The organism is Kitasatospora sp. NPDC048365 (assembly GCF_043200835.1).
GTDB lineage: Bacteria > Actinomycetota > Actinomycetes > Streptomycetales > Streptomycetaceae > Kitasatospora > Kitasatospora terrestris.
Genome location: NZ_JBICYJ010000010.1, coordinates 173,699 through 192,854, shown reverse-complemented (window position 1 = coordinate 192,854; position 19,156 = coordinate 173,699). Strand labels below are relative to the sequence as shown.

20 protein-coding genes are annotated in these 19,156 nt (G+C 73.0%); 12 read left to right on the top strand and 8 right to left on the bottom strand.

The genetic code is table 11. The features are described from left to right. The first annotated feature begins 165 nt into the window (after nt 1-165). From panB to ACGFX4_RS13205, 3 genes are all read left to right on the top strand, one after another. Nucleotides 166-1,032, top strand: coding sequence for a 3-methyl-2-oxobutanoate hydroxymethyltransferase (panB, locus tag ACGFX4_RS13215; RefSeq protein WP_393072726.1), 867 nt, complete (start codon nt 166-168; stop codon nt 1,030-1,032). A gap of 74 nt (nt 1,033-1,106) precedes the next feature. Next, complete coding sequence (locus tag ACGFX4_RS13210) at nt 1,107-2,105, top strand: ATP-binding cassette domain-containing protein (protein WP_393072724.1); 999 nt, start codon at nt 1,107-1,109, stop codon at nt 2,103-2,105. Continuing rightward, nucleotides 2,102-2,902: an ABC transporter permease gene (locus ACGFX4_RS13205; protein ID WP_393072722.1), complete on the top strand. Its 801-nt coding sequence runs from the start codon at nt 2,102-2,104 to the stop codon at nt 2,900-2,902. Before ACGFX4_RS13210 ends, ACGFX4_RS13205 begins: the two co-directional genes overlap by 4 nt. A gap of 18 nt (nt 2,903-2,920) precedes the next feature. Here the strand turns inward: ACGFX4_RS13205 and ACGFX4_RS13200 are convergent, their stop codons facing one another. Further along, nucleotides 2,921-6,541, bottom strand: coding sequence for a BTAD domain-containing putative transcriptional regulator (locus ACGFX4_RS13200; protein WP_393072720.1), 3,621 nt, complete (start codon nt 6,539-6,541; stop codon nt 2,921-2,923). Between the two features lie 149 nt (nt 6,542-6,690). Between ACGFX4_RS13200 and ACGFX4_RS13195 the strand changes: the two genes are divergently transcribed. Then, a complete protein-coding gene (locus ACGFX4_RS13195; RefSeq protein ID WP_393072718.1) occupies nt 6,691-7,458 on the top strand; it encodes a site-2 protease family protein in 768 nt (255 codons plus the stop codon). Between the two features lie 19 nt (nt 7,459-7,477). On the opposite strand, the gene ACGFX4_RS13190 is transcribed toward ACGFX4_RS13195, so the two are convergent. Continuing rightward, nucleotides 7,478-7,663 carry a hypothetical protein gene (locus tag ACGFX4_RS13190; RefSeq protein ID WP_345696791.1) on the bottom strand — a complete coding sequence of 62 codons (186 nt, stop codon included), beginning with the start codon at nt 7,661-7,663 and terminating at the stop codon, nt 7,478-7,480. Between the two features lie 105 nt (nt 7,664-7,768). Continuing rightward, nucleotides 7,769-8,470, bottom strand: coding sequence for an NADPH-dependent F420 reductase (gene npdG / locus ACGFX4_RS13185; protein ID WP_393072716.1), 702 nt, complete (start codon nt 8,468-8,470; stop codon nt 7,769-7,771). 47 nt (nt 8,471-8,517) lie between these two features. Here npdG and ACGFX4_RS13180 point away from each other — a divergent pair, with 47 nt between their 5' ends. The 3 genes from ACGFX4_RS13180 (at nt 8,518) to ACGFX4_RS13170 (ending at nt 11,327) form a co-directional block, all read left to right on the top strand. Then, nucleotides 8,518-9,099, top strand: a complete 582-nt coding sequence (locus tag ACGFX4_RS13180; protein WP_393072714.1) for a hypothetical protein — start codon at nt 8,518-8,520, stop codon at nt 9,097-9,099. A gap of 111 nt (nt 9,100-9,210) precedes the next feature. Continuing rightward, a complete protein-coding gene (locus ACGFX4_RS13175; protein ID WP_393072712.1) occupies nt 9,211-10,614 on the top strand; it encodes an MFS transporter in 1,404 nt (467 codons plus the stop codon). Nucleotides 10,615-10,670: 56 nt separating this feature from the next. Next, nucleotides 10,671-11,327 (top strand): hypothetical protein, encoded by a 657-nt coding sequence (locus ACGFX4_RS13170; RefSeq protein ID WP_393072710.1) that lies wholly within the window; start codon nt 10,671-10,673, stop codon nt 11,325-11,327. 7 nt (nt 11,328-11,334) lie between these two features. Here ACGFX4_RS13170 and ACGFX4_RS13165 read toward each other — a convergent pair whose 3' ends face one another. Next, complete coding sequence (locus ACGFX4_RS13165; RefSeq protein ID WP_393072812.1) at nt 11,335-11,580, bottom strand: hypothetical protein; 246 nt, start codon at nt 11,578-11,580, stop codon at nt 11,335-11,337. Nucleotides 11,581-11,736: 156 nt separating this feature from the next. Here ACGFX4_RS13165 and map point away from each other — a divergent pair, with 156 nt between their 5' ends. Beyond that, on the top strand, nt 11,737-12,582 hold the full coding sequence (gene map, locus ACGFX4_RS13160; RefSeq protein WP_393072708.1) for a type I methionyl aminopeptidase: 846 nt from the start codon (nt 11,737-11,739) through the stop codon (nt 12,580-12,582). 121 nt (nt 12,583-12,703) lie between these two features. Here the strand turns inward: map and ACGFX4_RS13155 are convergent, their stop codons facing one another. Further along, entirely contained in the window at nt 12,704-13,291 is a 588-nt protein-coding gene (locus tag ACGFX4_RS13155) for an NADPH-dependent F420 reductase (protein WP_393072706.1), read from the bottom strand. Between the two features lie 124 nt (nt 13,292-13,415). On the opposite strand from ACGFX4_RS13155, the gene ACGFX4_RS13150 reads away from it, so the two are divergent. After that, on the top strand, nt 13,416-13,919 hold the full coding sequence (locus tag ACGFX4_RS13150; RefSeq protein ID WP_393072704.1) for a MarR family winged helix-turn-helix transcriptional regulator: 504 nt from the start codon (nt 13,416-13,418) through the stop codon (nt 13,917-13,919). A 208-nt stretch (nt 13,920-14,127) separates the two neighbouring features. Here the strand turns inward: ACGFX4_RS13150 and ACGFX4_RS13145 are convergent, their stop codons facing one another. Next, complete coding sequence (locus ACGFX4_RS13145; RefSeq protein WP_393072702.1) at nt 14,128-14,826, bottom strand: bifunctional DNA primase/polymerase; 699 nt, start codon at nt 14,824-14,826, stop codon at nt 14,128-14,130. Nucleotides 14,827-15,284: 458 nt separating this feature from the next. On the opposite strand from ACGFX4_RS13145, the gene ACGFX4_RS13140 reads away from it, so the two are divergent. After that, nucleotides 15,285-15,539 (top strand): hypothetical protein, encoded by a 255-nt coding sequence (locus tag ACGFX4_RS13140; protein WP_393072700.1) that lies wholly within the window; start codon nt 15,285-15,287, stop codon nt 15,537-15,539. A gap of 86 nt (nt 15,540-15,625) precedes the next feature. Here ACGFX4_RS13140 and ACGFX4_RS13135 read toward each other — a convergent pair whose 3' ends face one another. Then, complete coding sequence (locus ACGFX4_RS13135) at nt 15,626-16,243, bottom strand: PadR family transcriptional regulator (RefSeq protein WP_393072698.1); 618 nt, start codon at nt 16,241-16,243, stop codon at nt 15,626-15,628. Between the two features lie 321 nt (nt 16,244-16,564). Between ACGFX4_RS13135 and ACGFX4_RS13130 the strand changes: the two genes are divergently transcribed. Next, nucleotides 16,565-17,053 carry a DUF4265 domain-containing protein gene (locus tag ACGFX4_RS13130; RefSeq protein WP_393072696.1) on the top strand — a complete coding sequence of 163 codons (489 nt, stop codon included), beginning with the start codon at nt 16,565-16,567 and terminating at the stop codon, nt 17,051-17,053. 271 nt (nt 17,054-17,324) lie between these two features. Here ACGFX4_RS13130 and ACGFX4_RS13125 read toward each other — a convergent pair whose 3' ends face one another. Continuing rightward, complete coding sequence (locus ACGFX4_RS13125; RefSeq protein ID WP_393072694.1) at nt 17,325-17,723, bottom strand: VOC family protein; 399 nt, start codon at nt 17,721-17,723, stop codon at nt 17,325-17,327. A 94-nt stretch (nt 17,724-17,817) separates the two neighbouring features. On the opposite strand from ACGFX4_RS13125, the gene ACGFX4_RS13120 reads away from it, so the two are divergent. Next, nucleotides 17,818-18,807: a helix-turn-helix transcriptional regulator gene (locus tag ACGFX4_RS13120; RefSeq protein ID WP_393072692.1), complete on the top strand. Its 990-nt coding sequence runs from the start codon at nt 17,818-17,820 to the stop codon at nt 18,805-18,807. Nucleotides 18,808-19,156: the final 349 nt, after the last annotated feature.

Genomic DNA, 19,156 nt, shown 5'->3' with positions numbered 1-19,156 from the left:
CGAGACGGGGCCGTATCGTAAAACTCGGGTAAAGCCGTGCCCGTGTCGGCTGCGCGACAGTCCGTGCGGCCGGTCTTTGCGCCGGGCGTTCGGCGTGCAAGCATGGAGCCAGATCCGGGGACGCCGTACGGCGCCACGAGACAACAACCTTCAGGAGTCTGTTCGATGAACGCTTCTCCGCTTCAGCCTGCCCCGGCGCAGGAAGGTGCCGTCCTGTACGGCGGCATCACCAACCGCCGGGTGACCGTCCGCGACCTCGCCAAGGCCAAGCAGCACGGCGAGCGCTGGGCGATGCTCACCGCGTACGACGCCCTCACCGCCGGCGTGTTCGACGAGGCAGGAATCCCGGTGCTGCTGGTCGGCGACTCGGCCGGCAACTGCCACCTCGGCTACGAGACCACCGTGCCCGTGACCATGGACCAGATGGTGATGCTCTCCGCCGCCGTCGTCCGCGGCACCCAGCGCGCGCTGGTCGTCGGCGACATGCCGTTCGGCTCGTACCAGGAGTCGCCCGCGCAGGCCATGCACAACGCCGCCCGCCTGATGAAGGAGGCCGGCGTCGGCGCGGTCAAGCTGGAGGGCGGCGAGCGCAGCGCCCGCTCGATCGAGCTGCTGGTCGAGGCCGGCATCCCGGTGATGGCGCACGTCGGCCTCACCCCGCAGTCGGTGCACGCCTTCGGCGGGTACCCGGTGCAGGGGCGCGGCGACGAGGCGGCGCACCAACTCCTGCGGGACGCCAAGGCGGTGCAGCAGGCCGGCGCGTTCGCGGTGGTGCTGGAGGCCGTGCCGGCCGAGCTCGCCGCGCAGGTCACCGAGCAGCTGGCGATCCCGACCGTCGGCATCGGCGCGGGCGCCGGCACCGACGCCCAGGTGCTGGTGTGGACCGACTTCGCCGGGATGACGGCGGGCCGGGTGCCCAAGTTCGTCAAGCAGTACGCCAACCTGCGCGCCGTCCTCGGCGACGCCGCCCGCGCCTTCGCGGCCGACGTCAGCGCCGGGACCTTCCCGGCCCCGGAGCACACCTTCAAGTAACCGGCAGGGCGCTGTCACCCCGCTGTCAGTCGGCTGACAGCGGGGTGACAGCGGCCCCGGGCAGCCTTGGCGACATGACATCGATCGCCAACAGCAACGCCGTGGAGGTCCGCGGCATCGTCAAGACGTACGGCGAGACCAAGGCCCTCGACGGGGTCGACCTGACCGTGCGCGAGGGGACGGTGCTGGGGCTGCTCGGGCCCAACGGCGCCGGGAAGACCACTCTGGTCCGCGTCCTGTCCACCCTGATCAAGCCGGACGCCGGCACCGCCTTCGTCGGCGGCTACGACGTGCTGCGCCAGCCGAAGCAGCTGCGCCGCACCATCGGCCTCACCGGCCAGTACGCCTCGGTCGACGAGCTGCTCTCCGGCTACGAGAACCTCTACCTGATCGGCCGCCTCCTGGACCTGTCCGCCAAGGAGTCGAAGGCCCGGGCCAACGAGCTGCTGGAGCGCTTCTCGCTCACCGACGCGGCCAAGCGCCCCGCGAAGACCTACTCCGGCGGCATGCGCCGCCGGCTCGACCTGGCGGCGTCGATGATCGGCCGCCCGAAGGTGCTGTACCTGGACGAGCCCACCACCGGCCTGGACCCGCGGACCCGCAACGAGGTCTGGGACGAGGTGCAGCGGATGGTCGCCGAGGGCTCCACCGTGCTGCTCACCACCCAGTACATGGAGGAGGCCGAGCAGCTCGCGCACGAGCTGACGGTGATCGACAAGGGCCGGGTGATCGCCAACGGCGGGATCTCCGAGCTGAAGACCCAGGTCGGCGGCAAGACCCTGCAGGTGACCCCGCGCAACGCCGCCGAGCTGCCGGAGATGGCGCGCTGCCTGCGCGAGGCGGGCATCGCCGCGACCGTCTCCGCCGACGCCGAGCTGCTGTCGGTGCAGCTCACCGACGAGGAGCAGCTGACCGCCGTGGTCGGCGTGCTCGGCACCCGCGGCTTCGGCATCGCGGGCCTCGACACCAAGCTGCCCAGCCTGGACGAGGTCTTCCTCGCCATCACCGGCAAGCGCAACGCGTCCACCGACAGCATCCCCGCCCCGACCCGTGACAAGGAGCCCGTCGCATGAGCAGCGCCGTTCTCGACGCCAACGACACCCGGATCGGGCTCCGCGCCTCGGCCCGCCACCTGGGTGCGCTGACCCGCCGCAACCTGATGCGGATCAAGGCCGACCCCGAGTCGATGCTGGACGCGCTGCTGGTCCCGATCATCTTCACGGTGCTGTTCGTCTACGTGTTCGGCGGCGCGGTCGCCGGCGGCCAGCAGGCGTACATCCAGTACATGATCCCGGGCCTGCTCGGCACCACCGGCCTCAACCTGGCGATGGCCGTCGGCACCGGCCTGAACAGCGACTTCCAGACCGGCGTGATGGACCGTTTCCGGACCCTGCCGATCGGCCGGTCCGCGGTGCTGCTGTCCAAGATCGCGGCGGAGATGATGCGCTCTCTCGTCGCCTTCACCGTGCTGATCACCTTCTCGATGATCCTCGGTCTGAAGCTGACCACCGGCTTCCTCCCGCTGCTCGCCGCGGTCGGCCTGTCCCTGATGCTCGGCATGTCGATCGTGTGGATCTCGATGCTGCTCGGCATGTCGCTGCGCAGCGCCCAGGCGGTCCAGGGAGTGTCGATGATGGTCATCATGCCGCTGCAGTTCGGCAGCTCGATCTTCGCGCCGGCCAGCACCATGCCGGGCTGGCTGCAGACCTTCACCAAGTACAACCCGCTGTCCGCGCTGGCCGACGCCTGCCGCAACCTGATCAACGGCGGACCGGTGGCCCACTCGGCGACCATCGTGATGGTGTTCTCCGTCGTGGTCACGGCGATCTTCGCGCCGCTCGCGGTGGCCCGCTTCCGCAAGCGGACCTGACCCGGGCCCGGCCGCCGGTCAGTAGTCCGCGATGCCGTCGAGCAGGGCGGCCGCCTCCGACAGTTCGAGGCGGCCGCCCTCCTCGTACGCCGCCTCGTACTCGGCCGGGCCGACCCGCTCGCGCGCCAGCCGCTCGCAGTACTCCCGCTCGGAGCGCTCCATGTACGAGCCGAGGTGCCCGTGCAGCGCGTCGTGCGCACCGAGCAGCACCGCGGCCCGGCGGGCGGCCCGGGGCTCGTCCAGACGGGCCGCCAGCTCGGCGAGGACCGCGGCGGCCGGGGTCAGCAGCATCAGCGACATGTGCTCGGCGAACACCGTCGCACCGCCCTGGACGTCCCTCATCCGGCGCCGCCCCGACGCCAGTTGGGCCAGCCCCTCGCGGACCCGGCCCGAACGGGCCAGCGCCCAGCCCCGGATGCAGTCGACCACGCCGAGGAAGACCTCGGGCGCGACCGGCCCGAGCGTGTGCTGCTCCTCCCCGAGCAGGTCCAACTGCCCGAGGCCCCGGGCGTACTCGCCGCGCTGGATGTAGTGGTGGCAGAGCACCAGCCGCCCGTACATCCGGGCCCCGTCGGAGGAGTGGCCGCTCACCGAGATCTCGGCCAGCGCGTCCACCACCATCCGCTCGCCCACCTTGTGGTCGAACTCCATCAGCGTCTCGCCGAGCCGCACCCGCAGCAGCGGCACCTCCTGGAGCGCGCCCAGCTCGGTGGCGAGCACGATGGCCCGCCGGTAGTTGTCGGCGGCCCGCTGCCCGTCACCGAGCTTGGCGAAGTTCTCGGCCTGCGCCGCCAGCGTCTCGGACTGCCCCCAGCGGTCGCCGGCCCGGGTGAACAGCTCCAGCGCCTCGGCGCTGTCCTCCACCGCCTGGCCCAGCTCGCCCACCCAGTCGTTGAGCAGCCGCGACCGCAGCTGCAGGGCGAACGCCAGGTCGCCCTCCCGGCCGTACAGCCGGGCGCCGACCACCGCGTCGTCCACGGCCTCCCGCATCCGGCCCATCTCCCCCGCCAGAAACAGCGCGAACATCCGCAGCAGCACCGGGGAGCGGTACGACTGCGGCAGGTCCGGGGTGTACATCTGCAGGATCCGGTCGGCGGTGCGCAGCGCCTCCGGGTCGCCGAGCGTCGCCATGTTGCCGGTGAACATCGACACCAGCCGCTGCAGCCCCAGGTGCCGGCGCGCCTCCTCCAGCATCTCGGGGGCCATCGGCAGCGGTGCGTCCAGCGGCCCCTCGGTGAGCGGGACCGGCATCGGGGCGTCCTCGGCATACGGGTCGGGTCCGAGCGCGGAGACCGCGTCGTACCAGGCCCGGGCCTCGGTCCGGTAGTCGCGCAGCGTCCAGTAGCTGCTCATCGCGAGGGCGAGGACCAGCGCCTCCTGCTCCTCGCCGAGCTCCACGGCGCGGCGCAGCGCGGCCCGGATGTTGTCCTGCTCCCGCTCCAGGCGGGCGAGTTCGGTGAGCTGCCCGGGGCCGTGCAGGTCCAGCTCGGCCTGCCGGACCAGCTCGCGGTAGTGCCGGACGTGGCGCAGCGCGACCTCGGGCTCGTCCGCCTCGGCGAGCCGCTCGGTGGCGTACTCGTGGATGGTCTCCAGCATCCCGTACCGGGGCTCGCCGCCCAGGTCGGCGACCAGCAGCGACTTGTCGACCAGCGAGAGCAGCAGGTCGGCGACCTGCCCGCGGGTCACCTCGCTGCCGTCGGCGACCACCTGCTCGGCGTCCTCCAGGGTGCAGCCGCCGGCGAAGACCGCGAGGCGGCGCAGCACCGCCCGCTCCCGGGAGCCGAGCAGGTCCCAGCTCCAGTCGACCACGGCGCGCAGCGTCTGCTGACGCGGCAGCAGGGTCCGCGAACCGGCGGTGAGCAGGGCGAACCTGCTGTCCAGCCGGTCCGCCAGCAGACGCGGCGTCAGCCCGCGCAGCCGTGCGGCGGCCAGCTCGATCGCCAGCGGCAGCCCGTCGAGGCGGCGGCAGATCTCGGCGCACGCCTCCGGGTCGTCGGCGATCGCGAAACCGGGCCGGGCCGCGGCGCCGCGCTCGGCGAGCAGCCGCAGCGCCGCCGGGTCGGGCAGCGGCTCCACCGGCAGCACCGCCTCGCCCGGCACACCGAGCGGCTCCCGGCTGGTGGCCAGCACGGTCAGGCCCGGGCACTCGGCGAGCAGCCGGTCGGCCAGGTCGGCGGCGGCCTGCACCAGGTGCTCGCAGTTGTCGAGCAGCAGCAGCATCCGGCGGCGGCCGCAGTGGTCGAGCAGCCGGCGCAGCGGGTCGTCGCGGCTGTCCATCGCCTCGCCGACCGCGCCGCCGGTGTGCAGCACGGTGTCGCGCAGGCCCAGCGCGGAGACCACGGCGCCGGGGACGGCGGCCGGGTCCTCCAGCGGGGCGAGCTCGACCTGCCAGACGCCGTCCGGCCAGTCGGCGCCGGTCTGGGCGATCCGGCCGGCCTCCAGCGAGAGCCTGGTCTTGCCGGAGCCGCCGGGGCCGGTCAGCGTGGTCAGCCGGCCCGCGTCCAGCGCGGCCCCGACCGTGGCGAGGTCGCCGTCCCGGCCGACGAAGCTGGTCAGCCGCGGCCGCAGGTTGCCCGCGGCCCGCAGCACCTCGCCGGCCGGCGGGCGCGCACCGGCGCCGTTCGACCCCGCGAGCCCGGCCGGTGCGCCGTCGTGGCCACCACCGCCGCCCGGCCCCGCGAACCCGGCCGCGGCGTACGTGCCGGAGGTGCCGGGAGTGCCGGGAGTGCCGAAGGGCGCCTCGGCCCCGCTCCGCACACCGCCCGCGTCCGGTCCCCGGCCCGTGCCGGGCGCACCGCCGACGCCCCCCGCAGCACCACGGGCCGAGGCGTCCCGGTCCCCCGGCGCGGCCGCGGGCCACGTCGCACCGCTGCCGCCGCCGAACCCGCCTGTACCGGCGGTCCCGTACTGCCGGGCCGGGCCGACGGGCGGGTTGAGCAGCTCGCGGTACAGCGCCTGGAGCTCCGCCCCCGGGTCGGTGCCGAGCTCCTCGGCCAGCGCCCGGCGGACGCCCTCGTACCGCTGCAGCGCCTCGGCGGTCCGCCCGCCGTCCCGCAGCGCGCGGATCAGCAGCACCTGCCAGGACTCGTCCAGCGGGTGCTGCTCGCACAGCTCGGCCAGCTCCGCGGTGGCGACGCCGGTGCGGCCGAGGGCGAGCAGGGCGGTGATCCGGCACCGGCGGGCGTCGTCGCGCTGGGCCTCCAGCCGGGCGGCCGGGCCGTGCCGGTCCGGCAGGTCGGCCAGCGCCGGGCCGCGCCACAGCGCGAGCGCCGCGTCCAGCCGCTCCAGGGCGGTGCCGGGCTCCCCGGCCTCCAGCGCCGTACGGCCCTCGGCCGCCAGCCGCTGGAACTCGCCGACGTCGGTCCGGCCGTCGGTCAGCCAGTACCCGGCCGGGCCGGAACCGACCTCGGCGCGGCCGACGGTGCGGCGCAGCCGGCCGACCAGGGTCTGCAGCGCGGCGGCGGCGTCCTGCGGCGGTTCGGCGTCCCACACCTCGTCGACCAGCAGCTCGGCGGGGACGGGCCGGCCCTGCCGCAGCACCAGGGCCGCGAGCAGGGCGCGCAGCCGGGCGCCGCCGAGCGGGACGGGGGTGCCGTCGTCGGAATGGGCCGTGGTCGTGCCGAGGATGCCGTAATGCACGCGACCATTCTGATCGACGCCGCGGGGTGGAACACCGCCGATGTCCCGGACGTTCACGTGGGGCCGGTTGTCGGCCCGCCGCCGGGACCGGCATGATCGTCCCCTGCCCGTCCCCGTGTCCGTCCCTGCCAGCCCCGGAGTCGTACCGCATGAGCTTCGCGTCCACTCGCAGCCGCAGCGAGGAGAACCGGGTCAGCCCGATCTTCTGGGTGCTGCTCGCCGTCCTCGCCACCTCGGCCTGGGGGGTGGCCTCCGGCTTCGGCAACGAGCGGTTCGGCGTCTTCCTCTTCGTGGTGGCCGGCTGGATGGTCTCGCTGTGCCTCCACGAGTACGCCCACGCCCGCACCGCGCTGCACGGCGGCGACATCACGGTCGGCGCCAAGGGCTACCTGACCCTCAACCCGCTGAAGTACGGGCACGTGCTGCTGAGCTTCGTACTGCCGGTGATCTTCGTGATGCTCGGCGGCATCGGCCTGCCCGGCGGCGCGGTCTTCATCGACCGGCACCGGATCCAGGGCCGCTGGAAGCACAGCCTGATCTCGGCGGCCGGTCCGCTGGTCAACGTGGCCTTCGCGGTCGTGCTGATGGTGCTGGCCCGGGCCGACCTCTACGGCGACTCGATGCTGCCGGCGGCCCTGGCGTTCCTGGCGTACCTGCAGATCACCGCGGCGATCCTGAACCTGCTGCCGGTGCCCGGCCTGGATGGCTACGGGGTGATCGAGCCGTGGCTGTCGTACAAGACCCGGCGCGCGGTCGAGCCGTTCGCGCCGTACGGGATGCTGGTGCTGTTCGCGGTGATCTGGCAGACCGAGGCCGGCGTCTGGCTGGGCGAGGCCGCGCTGTGGGTCATGGACCTGTTCGGCGTCCGGTCCTGGCTGGCGGCCGTCGGCCACCAGCTCTTCATGTTCTGGCAGTAGCCGATCCGGCCGGGCGGGGTCAGCCCTGCTCGGCGCGGGCCCGCTCGATCCGGTCCTTGCGGATGTAGAACCAGGCGATGTTGCTGGCCACGCCGGCCATCAGCACCCACACCACACCGAGCCAGTTGCCCTCGATGAAGGACACCACGGCGGCGGTCACCGCCAGCACGAGGACGATCGAGGCGTAGAGGGCGTTGCGGGGCATGGTGTGAGCTCCTAGCGGCGGGTGCGTTCGCAGCCATTGTCACCGACCGGCCCCCGGGATCCGTCCCGGGGGCCGGTCGCTCGCGTCGAATGTCGACGGTTGTCGTCAGATGTCCGTGATCCGCAGCCCGGCGTGCGCCTTGTAGCGCCGGTTGACCGAGATCAGGTTCGCGACCAGCCCCTCGACCTGGTGGGCGTTGCGCAGCCGGCCCGCAAAAACCCCGCGCATCCCGGGGATCCGCTCGGCCAGCGCCTGCACGACGTCGGTCGCGGCCCGCTCCTCGCCGAGCACCAGCACGTCGGTGTCGATCCGCTCCAGCGAGGCGTCCTGCAGCAGCACCGCCGACAGGTGGTGGAAGGCCGCGGTGACCCGGGAGTCCGGCAGCAGCGCCGCGGCCTGCTGGGCCGCGCTGCCCTCGGGGACCTGCAGCGCGTACGCGCCCTGCTTGTCGAAGCCGAGCGGGTTGACGCAGTCCACCACGATCTTCCCGGCCAGCTCGGCCCGGAGCGCGGTCAGCGTCTCGGCGTGGCCGTCCCACGGCACCGCGACGATCACCACGTCGCTCTCCCGGGCACACGCCGCGTTGTCCGCGCCGCGCACCCCGAGGCCGATCTCCTCGGCCGCCGCAACGGCCCGCTCGGCGGTACGGGAGCCGATCACCACCTGCTGTCCGGCCTGGGCCAGCCGGTAGGCCAGCCCCCGGCCCTGGTCACCGGTGCCGCCGAGAACACCCACCACGAGGGCGGAGACGTCCGGCAGCTCACGGCCGGGTCCGGCCGCCGCGTTCACTGATTCGGGTTGCGTCATGCCGGAATCCTCCCAAACGCCCCCGCGAGGCTCCATGCTTGTCGGCCATGGACGCGGTGAGAGTTTCCGCACTCCGGGAGTCACTGGCCGGCACCGGCTGGCTGGAGAGCACCGGTTCCTTCGCGGGCGCGCTGCGCTCCGAGGTGAGCAGGCGGGCCTCGTCCGGGCTGCTGCTGGTCGGCACCCCCCGGTACGAGCCCTGGCACCTGGCCGCCCACCTGGACGACGAGGCGGCGCTCTGCGGCCTGCCCGCGCTCGCCCCCACCCTGGTGCGACACACCGTCCCGGCCGGTTCGCCCGCCCACCTCGCCGTCGGGCTGCGCCGGCTGGAAGCCGCCCGGCGCGGCGCCACCGTGCTGCTGGTCGCACCCGAGAGCGCCGGGGCACCCCTGCTGGAGCGGGTGCAGGACGCCCGGCGCGGCGGCGCGACCGTGCTCGCCGTGGACACCGGGGACGGCGAGCTGGCCGCCCTGGCCCACGAGCGGCTGAGCGTGCCCGACGCCGAGCCGGAGCCGTTCGAGCTGGTCCAGCACCTGGTCAGCGCCGCCGCCGGCACCGCCGGGCGGCCCCGCAGCCGGTTCGCCCGACTGCTCGACCGGCTGACCGGCACCCCCGCCCTGCACTGGTGAGCCGGGCCCGCGACACCCGGGCCCGCGACACCCGATCCGGCCGCCGGAGCCGACCGCCGGACCCGTAATTCGATTGCACCGGCCGCGCCCGGGGGCGAAGCATGGCCCGACGTGAACGAATCCGCACAGAGCGACCCGTCCGACCCAGCCGGCGGCACCCTCCGCACCACCCTCCGCCGACTGCGGCCGGACCTCACGCCCTGGCGGTCCTCCCGGGACTTCCGGCTGCTGTGGACCTCGGGCTGCGTCTCGGTGTTCGGCAGCTTCCTGACCTACGTCGCCGTCCCGCTGCAGATCAAGGAGCTGACCGGCTCCTCACTCGCGGTCGGCCTGGTCGGCGCGTTCGAACTGGTGCCGCTGATCGCCTTCGGCCTCTGGGGCGGCGCCCTCGCCGACGCCCTGGACCGGCGCAAGCTGGTGCTGTGCTCCGAGGCCGGACTCGGCCTGCTCTCCGCTCTGCTGCTGCTCAACGCGCTGCTCCCGCACCCCCTGCTCTGGCCGATCTACCTGGTCGGCGCCCTGGTCGCAGCGCTGGACGGGCTCCAGCGCCCGGCCCTGGACTCGCTCACCCCGCGGATCGTCGCGCACGACCAGCTCACCGCCGCGTTCGCGCTGAACTCGCTCTACCGGAACGCCAGCTCGGTCGCCGGGCCGGCCCTGGCCGGTGTGATCGTCGCCGTCGCCGGTGTGCAGACCGCGTACGCCCTGGACGTCGCCAGCTTCGCCGTCTCCCTGACGCTGCTGGTGAAGATCCGCGCCGTCCCGCCCGCCACCGGCGCCGACAAGCCCTCGCTGCGCGCCATCGCGACCGGCGTGAAGTACGCCTGGGGCCGCAAGGACCTGCTCGGCACCTACGCCATCGACATCGTGGCGATGCTGTTCGCCTTCCCGATGGCGATCTTCCCGTTCCTCGCCGCCGACCTGGACGCCAAGTGGGCGCTGGGCCTGCTCTACGCCTCCAGCGCAGTCGGCGCGCTGCTGGTCTCCGCCACCAGCGGCTGGACCTCGCGCATCCACCGGCAGGGCCGGATGCTCCTGGTCGCCGCACTCGGCTGGGGCGCCGCGATGGCCGCGGCCGGCCTGGTCGGCAACATCTGGCTGGTGCTGTTCTGCCTGCTGCTCTCCGGCGCCGCCGACCAGATCAGCGGCATCGCCCGCTCCACCATGTGGAACCAGTCCATCCCGGACAAGCTGCGCGGCCGCCTGGCCGGTGTGGAACTGCTCAGCTACTCGGTCGGTCCGCAGCTCGGCCAGGTCCGGGCCGGCGGCATGGCCGCACTGGTCGGCGTCCGGGCCTCCGTCTGGACGGGAGGCGTGGCCTGCGTGGTCGGTGTCCTCGCGCTCGCCGCCGCGCTCCCCAAGCTGCTCGCCTACGACGACCGCACCGACCCCAACGCGCTCGCCGTCCGCGCCGAGCACCAGGCCCTGGCGACCGCCACCGCCGCCTCGGAGTCCGCCGCCTCGGACGCCGGCCCCTCCGGTACTGGCGTCGACCCGGTCGGCTCCCGCGTGTGACGGTAGGGTGACACGACCGTGCCCCGCGCGCGTCGACGCACCGTCACCATCGAGGCATGACACGGGGGAAACTGCTCCACCACCGCGCGGACAGGCTCTGGACGGTCCTGCTCCTCGCGCTGTCGCTGCTGACGATCCTGCTGCTGGTCCACTACAGCTCCTCGCCGCCGAACGTCCGGGCCGTGTCCGAGCGGCCCGAAGTGGCCACCGCCTCCGCCGCGGCGGCCCGCTCGATGGAGCAGCGGGCCGACCGCATCACCGCCGCCCTGGCCGGCGCCGTCCCGGCGGCTGGCGGGGCGACGCTGGACCACTGCCGCAGCGACCGGAGGCCCTTCGGGATCCCGCGCTACAAGCGGACGTACTGCGTCCACGAGCTCACCAGGTACCTGGGTTTCGACGGTGACTTCGCCGGGACGGGCACCGCCTGGGACAGCGCCCTGCTCGACCGGCACTGGACGCCGTCCGACGGCTCCTGGCTGGACGGCAACCTGCGGCTGACCGTCCAGCGGGTGGAGGGGCCGGCCGGACTGCCGGACTTCCAGGACCCGCTCGACCGGGCCGCCGCCGACCCCGGCCCGACGCACGTGATCCGCGACCGCCGCCCGTCGTCCGCCGAGGCCGCCGCACGGTCGTCCGCAGCGGCGGCGGAGGTCCTCCGCGCCCACCGCCACCTGGCGGTGGTCCACCTGAGCCTGTCGTACTACCGCGACTGACCCGGCCTCAGCCGTCCTCGCCGCCCTGGCTGCCGCGACCCTCGGTGGAGTCGTTCCACCGCGGGTCGTCACGCCACTCACGGTTGCGCTCCGCCGCGAGGTCCAGTGCGTGCGCCGCCTCCTCCCGGCTGGCGTACGGGCCGAGGCGGTCCTTGGCCGGGCACTCCGGCCCCTCCTCGACCTTGGCGTGCTTGATGCAGTAGAACCACTCCCCCGGCTGCCCGGTGGGCTTGCGGCCGAACCCCAGCGCCATCTGCGCCATCTCCCGTCACCGTGCGGTGCGCGAACCGTCCGTCCGCCCCGCGCTTCCCGGCGCCCCGGCTCTCCCGGGACCCCACCTCGATCATGCCCGGCCGCCGCACCCGCACACCCGACCGGGTGCGGGGGTCCGGCGGATAGACTCGCCTGCATGGCTCTGGTACCCGGCATCCTGTCCCCCACCCGCAAGGTCCCCGCGCACATCGCGCGCCCCGAGTACGTGGGCAGGCCCGCGCCGGCCCCGTACACCGGGCCCGAGGTGCAGACCGCCGAGACCGTCGAGAAGATGCGGATCGCCGGCCGGATCGCCGCCCGCGCCATGGAGGAGGCCGCCAAGCTGATCGAGCCGGGCGTCACCACCGACCAGCTCGACGTGGTCGCCCACGAGTACATGTGCGACCACGGCGCGTACCCGTCCGACCTCGGTTACCGCGGCTTCCCCAAGTCGATCTGCACCTCGATCAACGAAGTGATCTGCCACGGCATCCCGGACTCGACCGTCCTGGAGGACGGCGACATCGTCAACATCGACGCCACCGCGTTCATCCACGGCGTGCACGGCGACCTCAACGCGACGTACCTGTGCGGCAACGTCGACGAGGAGTCCAAGCTGCTGGTCGAGCGGACCCGCGAGGCGCTCAACCGGGCGATCAAGGCGGTCCGGCCTGGCCGGCAGGTCAACGTGATCGGCCGGGTCATCGAGTCGTACGCCAAGCGCTTCGGCTACGGGGTGGTCCGCGACTTCACCGGCCACGGGATCAACACCTCGTTCCACTCCGGCCTGATCATCCCGCACTACGACAGCGAGCGGGCCACCGAAACGATCAAGCCCGGCATGACCTTCACCATCGAGCCGATGCTCACCCTCGGCACCCACGACTACGACATCTGGCAGGACGGCTGGACGGTCGTCACCAAGGACCGCAAGCGCACCGCCCAGTTCGAGCACACGCTGGTCGTCACCGCCGACGGCGCGGAGATCCTCACCCTCCCGTAGCGGGCACCGCAGGGGTGGGCCTGCCCACCCCTGCCTCCTGCCCACCCTCGGCTTCCTGCCCGCCCCTGCTTCCTGCCCGCCCCCGTCAGCCGCCCGCCTGCCCGGGCGCCCCGCGTGCCGGTCAGGCGCGGGCCAGCGCGAAGCCGATGCCCGCGCCGAGGCCCTGGCCGAAGGCCAGCTGGATCAGCAGCTCGACCGCGGGCTCCAGGTAGCGGGCATTGCCGAGCGGCCCGGCGTCCACCGCGTCGAAGCCCAGCTCGGCGCCGAGCTCCACCACGGTCTTCACCGCCGCCCGGTCGTCGCCGGCCACCGGAAGCAGCAGACGCAGGCCACCGAACGAGCCGGTCTCCATCCCGCCCGCCATCACGGTGTTGAACGCCTTGACCACCGTCGCACCCGGCAGCGCGGCGGCCACCTGCTCGCCGCCCGAGGTGGTGTGACCGACCGTCAGCGACATGAAGTCGGCCGCCAGCGGGTTGGTGGCGTCCACCACGATCCGGCCCACGAGCGCCGCCTTCACCTCGTCGGCCAGCTCCGCGACCGCGCCGAACGGCACCGCCAGAACGGTCAGTTCCGCCTCCGCCGCCTGACGGGCGGACAGCTCGACGCCGGTCGCCGTGTTGGCCGTGGTCACCCGGTGGCCGGCCTCCGCGAAGCGACGGGCGAGCACGGAGCCGACGTTGCCGGTGCCGATGACGTTGATGTTCACAAGAATCCCCTACCCATGACGCGGCGAATGCCGCTTCGCCAGTGCTTCGAATTGGAAGCACCTTCCGACGAGAGGAGACAGTACATGTGCTTCGAATTCGCAGCAACTGGCTAGACTGGGCACCATGACCGAACCACGCTGGCTGAACGACACCGAGATGCGGGCCTGGGCCGGCCTGCTGGAGACCTACGACCTGATCCACCGGCTGGTCGAACTGCAGCTCCGCGAGGTCGGCGGGCTCACCATGGTCCAGTACGAGATCCTCACCCGGCTCAACGAGAGCCCCGAGGGCGCGCGCGGCATGACCGACCTGGCCTCCCGCATGGTCGCCTCGCGCAGCGGGCTCACCTACCAGGTCGGGCAGCTGGAGAAGGCCGGCCTGCTCCGCCGTGCCCCCGACCCGGCGGACGACCGCGGCGTCCTCGCCGTCCTCACCGAGGAAGGCCGGCGGGTCCTGGAGGCGACCGCGCCCGGTCACGTGCGGATCGTCCGGGAAGGCCTGATCGACCGTCTCAGCGAGACCCAGGTCGCCCAGCTCGCCGACGTGATGGACACCGCCCGCGCCCACCTGCGCGAGGTCGTCCCGCTGATCCCGCCACGCGCCCGCCGCGGCCGCGGAGAGGCCTGAACCGACCCCCACTCACACCCTGGGACCGCCGGACGCAGGACGCAGGACGCAGGACGCCTAACGCCTGACGCCTGACGCCTGACGCCTGACACCCGGTCAATCCGTCGCCCCGGCCCGGCGGAGGGCCGCACACCCTTGCCGCCGTCGCGCAGAACGCAGAGCGGCCCCGCCCGAAAACCCGGGCGGGGCCGCTCCGTCGTCGTCCGTCTCAGCCGATCAGCCACTGCTCCTCGGCGACCGCGCCGACCTCGGTGCAGGCGTCGGTGAGCACGTCCAGCACGCGCAGCGGATCCGGCAGCGACTGCTCGGGGCCGCGCAGCCACCGCACCTCCGAACCGTCCGGCAGCGCGGCCGGCGGCAGCAGCGTGTACGAGCCACGGCAGTGCCAGCGCAGGCCCGGGTGCTCGGACATGGTGTCCGGCGTGGAGTCCAGCGCGGAGGTCCACCACTCGTCCTCGTCGGCCGGGGTGCCGCGGGTGGCGGTGAAGAAGAGGTACCGGTCGTCGCCGACGGCCGCGACCGGACCGCCGACGCCGAGCGCGTCCAGCCGCTCCAGGGCCAGCCGCCCGGCCTCCGCCGGGACGTCCAGCACGTCGTGGGCGCGGCCGGTCGCGGTCACGAAGTTCGCCTGCGGGTCGCGGGACAGCCAGCGCGCCAACTGCTCGGCGTCCGTGGTCGCCTGCGACTGCCACGCGAAGGACACCGGGTGCTGGGCGGGCGCCGGACAGCCCACCCGGTCACAGGAACACCGGTGCCCCGCCGGATGCGCCGCGGGCGCCACCGGGAATCCCGCCCGAACCGCGCCGAGCAGCAGGTCCAGCCTCGAAGCCGCGTCCCCACCGGTGACCTCGCGGCTCTGCCGCCGGTCACGCCGCCACCAGGTCGTCCACCTACTGCTGGCTTCCATCGGGCCCCTTCCGCCACTGCTGTGAGCTGCCGTGCCAGGTACGGCACCGCCACCGACGCAACATCCGACGCCAACACCACGGAAGGCCCGTTGCTTCCCGGGCGCTGCACCGCGCACGTGCGTCTGCCGTGGGCCGGAGCCGGGGTCACCGGACGGCCGACGTCCGGGGTCACGGTACGGAGTTCGAGAGTTGCGACTCGGCGGGCAGGCGCGCGCACGGCGCGTCCCGCCCGGCCCGTACGGGGCCCGCGGACCCGGGGGAACCCGGGGGCGTACAGAGCAGGATAAGGGTGCGCGGACGGTCCGATTTACCGGGGGCGGTGCTGCCCTGGTCACACGACCGATCACAGCGGCTCCACAGCACCCGTCCGGGATCCACACGAGGCGCCGCGCGGCAGGTCACACGCGGCGGGTCACGCGCGACGGGTCACACCCGTCGGCCCCGTACGCTGGGGCACGTGAAGAGCGCGGACACCGAATTCGTCGGCGGGCCCCTGGACGGCAAGGTGCTGCCGATCCTGCTGGGCCTGTTCCACAGCGTGCCGAAGGTCTACAAGGTGCCGGTGCCCACCACGGAGGACCGGCCCGCCCACACGCTGGTCTACCGGCGGGCGAAGGAGTACGACGCCAAGGGTCGCTTCCGCTGGCGCTACGAGTACGACCCCGGCGCCGCCGCGGACTCCGGCACCGCGGTCGGGGTCAGCGAGGACTGACCCCGACGCGCGGCCTCGCCCCGACGCGCGGGCTCCCCCCCGACGCGCGGCCTCGCCCCGACGCGCGGGCTCCCCCCGGCTGCGGCTCACGCCTCCTCGGCGAGGATCAGGTACAGCTTCTTCTTGGCCTCGGCGAGCACCGCCAGGCCCTTCGCCCGCTGTTCCTCCGTACCGGTCGCCATTACCTGGCGCACCGCGTTGTCAACCGCGCCGAGCGCCGCGCCGACCTCCTGGATCGCCTCCCAGTCGACGCCCCGGCCGGCCTCGTCCCACGGGGACTGGGCACCGGCTTCCGCCTCCTCGCGGCCCTTCTCGGTCAGCTCGAACAGGCGCTTCCCGGAGACCTCCTGGGCCCGGACGAGCCCCTCCTCCTCCAGCAGCTGCAGCGTCGGGTACACCGACCCGGGGCTCGGCCGCCAGGCGCCACCGGTCCGCTCACCGATCTCGGTGATCATCTCGTAGCCGTGCATCGGCCGCTCCTTCAGCAGGGCGAGCAGCGAGGCACGGACGTCCCCGCGACGCGCCCGGCCGCCTCGGCCGCGCCCGTGGCCCCGGCCACCGTGGCCGCCGAAACCGTGCCCCCGACCACCGAACGGCGGCCCGAACGGCGGCGGCCCCATCGGCCGACCACCCGGCCCACCGAACGGCCCGAACGCCGGGCGACCCTCGAACACCTCCTCCGACATCCCGGGCATCCCCGGCATCCGGTCGAACTCCGGCCGGCGAGCCCGGCCCTCTCCGCGATAACGCTTTCCCGGTCGCATGACGCGTACCGCCTTCCATCCACTCGACACCTCGCCAACCGAAGCATCTCGATACCTCGACGATATATCGCTAACTATCGGATGGCAACCTCGTTCTCCGATCCGCCTGTGATCCTGTCTCAGCGAAGGTTGGCCGTGTCTCATCGAAGTTGGAGCGCCGCTCGTCCGTCTCAGTGAAGTTCGAAGGCCTGCTGATCTAGCTCAACGAGGCTTGATCAGCCCGGTTCAACCCCGGTGCAGGATGCCGTAGGTGGTCCGCGCATGATGGCCTCCATGGAGAGCGCGGTTGAGAAGGTCAAGGTCTGGTTCCGGTTCGTCCCGCGGGAGGGCTGGTTCCCGCAGGACATCGAGGGCCTGTGGGCGACAAGGCTCAGCGTCGACACGGCCGTGATCGAGAACGTCCCGTTCCTGAAGGACGGGGTCGCCGAGGGGGACGTCGTGCAGTTCCGGACCGACCCGGACGGGCTGCACTGGGCAGTCGGGCAGGTCGGCTCGGCCGGCAACTGCACGGTCCGCGTCGCGCCTGTCCCTTCAGGGCCGCTGGGCCGCAGCCCTCAGGCGGTGCACCAACGACTGGCCGCCTTCCACCTCGGCGGTGAGGTCATGAGCGCGGACTTCCCCATGGTGGCCTTCAACGTCCCGGCTGGTGCGGACTTCGCTGGGATCAAGACGCTCCTGAACCAAGGGCAGGACGAGGGCTGGTGGCACTACGAAGTCGGTTGCGGCACTGACGAATGGTGGAAGGCCTGATCCGGGTCTACGACTTTCGACCGAGCTGCGGCCAGCTGCGCGCCTTCCTCGCCGTCAACCTTCACTGAGACGGACCGGCGTCCCCTCAGGTTCAGTGAGACCCGTCCGGTCTTCGCTGAGACAGGTCAGCCTGCCCGGCCCCACTCGATCCGGTCCCGGTCTCGGATGGTCCGGCCCGATTCGCTCGGCGTCCCGGATGGCCTGGCTCGCACGGAGCGTGCCGTGCCGGGACTCGCCGGGACTGGCCCCGCCCCGGTGGCCGCGCTGTCGGTCAGCGGGCGAACTTCTCGATGGCCACCGGCGTGACCGGGGTGAAGAAGTTGACGAGGTTGCCGTCCGGGTCGCGGAGCAGGAGCGACCGGTTGCCCCAGGGCATCGTGGTGGGCTCGGTCACGAAGTCGGCGACGAAATCGAGCAGGTTCCGGTACACCCCGTCCACGTCGGAGACGAGGAACTCGATGATCACCGTGTTGTTGTCGGCCGGACGGGCACAGCCAGGCGCGAACAGTGCCACGGTGCGGGTGCTGCCGATCGCGAGCGTTCCGCCGACGGTCCGGAGTTCGGCGAAGTCCTCGGTGGACCAGTTCGCCCGCGCTCCGGTGGCTCGCTCGTAGAAGTCGACGAGGCGTGCGACGTCGTCGGTGATGATCCGGATCGAAACGAAGTCCATGGTGTTCTCCTCAGCTCGGTGAAGCCGTTGCACCTCGGACGCTAGAGCACATAGTGGACAGAATTGGTCCGGTATCAAAGCTAGGCTTGCAGCCATGGCTCGACCTACCAGCCGCGTGCTCACCCTCCTGGAACTCCTGCAGTCGGGCGGCATCAGAACGGTGGCGGAACTCGCCGACCGGCTGGGCGTCGACGGGCGCACCGTGCGGCGGTACGTGGACCACCTGGTCGACCTCGACATCCCCGTCGAGGCGGTCCGTGGCCGCTACGGCGGATACCGGCTCGCCCCTGGGTACCGCTTGCCTCCGCTCATGCTCAACGACGACGAGGCGCTCGCCGTACTGCTCGGCCTCGTCGCCGGCCGCAGGACGGGCTTGCTGACGGCGACGGAAACCGCGGGCGAGACGGCTGCGGCCAAGATCCGCCGGGCGCTGCCCGAGCGTCTGGCGCGCCGTCTCGACACCGTCATGGAATCCCTCGCCTTCACGGCTGCGCCTGGCGAGTCGGCCACCCCGGAGACGGGGGTTCTGCTCGCTGTCGCCGATGCGGTACGCCATCGCCGCCCGATCTCGATCAGGTACACCGCCCGGGACGGCCGACGAAGCGAACGCAGGCTGCACCCGTACGGGATCGTCACCCATGAGGGCCGGTGGTACGTCACGGGCACCGATCCCGAGGTCGGCCAGGACCGGACTTTCCGCCTCGATCGCATCGCGGACGCGAGGCCCCTGCCGGGCTCGTTCGAGCCGCCCGCCGGACTCGACCCGGCGCAGCGTGTCCTGTCAGGGCTTGCCCAGGCCGCCTACCGACATGAAGTGACGCTGCGGATCCACGGGACAGTCGAACAGATCCGCGCCCGACTTCCCGCCAGCGTCGCGAGCGTGACGGAGCCCGATCCCGCGGAAGACACAGATCCGCACACCGCGCGTTGGCTCCACGTCGAACTGAGAGCAGAGCGGCTCGACTGGTTGCCTCCTGTGCTCGCCTCGCTCGACCGGCCGTTCGTCATCGAGAGACCGGACGAACTCCGGGACCTTGTCATCGCGCTCGCCGACCGGCTCGCAGCCTCTGCCCGCCAAGCCTGACGTCGCTGCCTCCTGCGAGAATCCCAGCCGCTGATCCCCGAACCCCCTGCCCTAACCTCCCGCCCTCGGTCTGCATGCATCGGGCGCCGGCACATCAGGGACGGACCAGATCCTGTGAGACCGGACACCGTCGTACCGACCGCCCCCGCGACCGGCCGCCGTGGCCCGATGGCAGCCCCTCTCCCGCCCTGCGGCGTCGTGCTCGACCCGGTCCGCGGCAGCCGGTCGCGGCCGCACGGGACCGGGGGGATCGCGGAGATCGCGGTGGCTCGGGGCAGCGGTCCCGCAGCCGGGGGAAGTCCGCCGCCGTCGCGTTCGACACGGGCGCGTGCGGCGCGGTTGCGTGCGA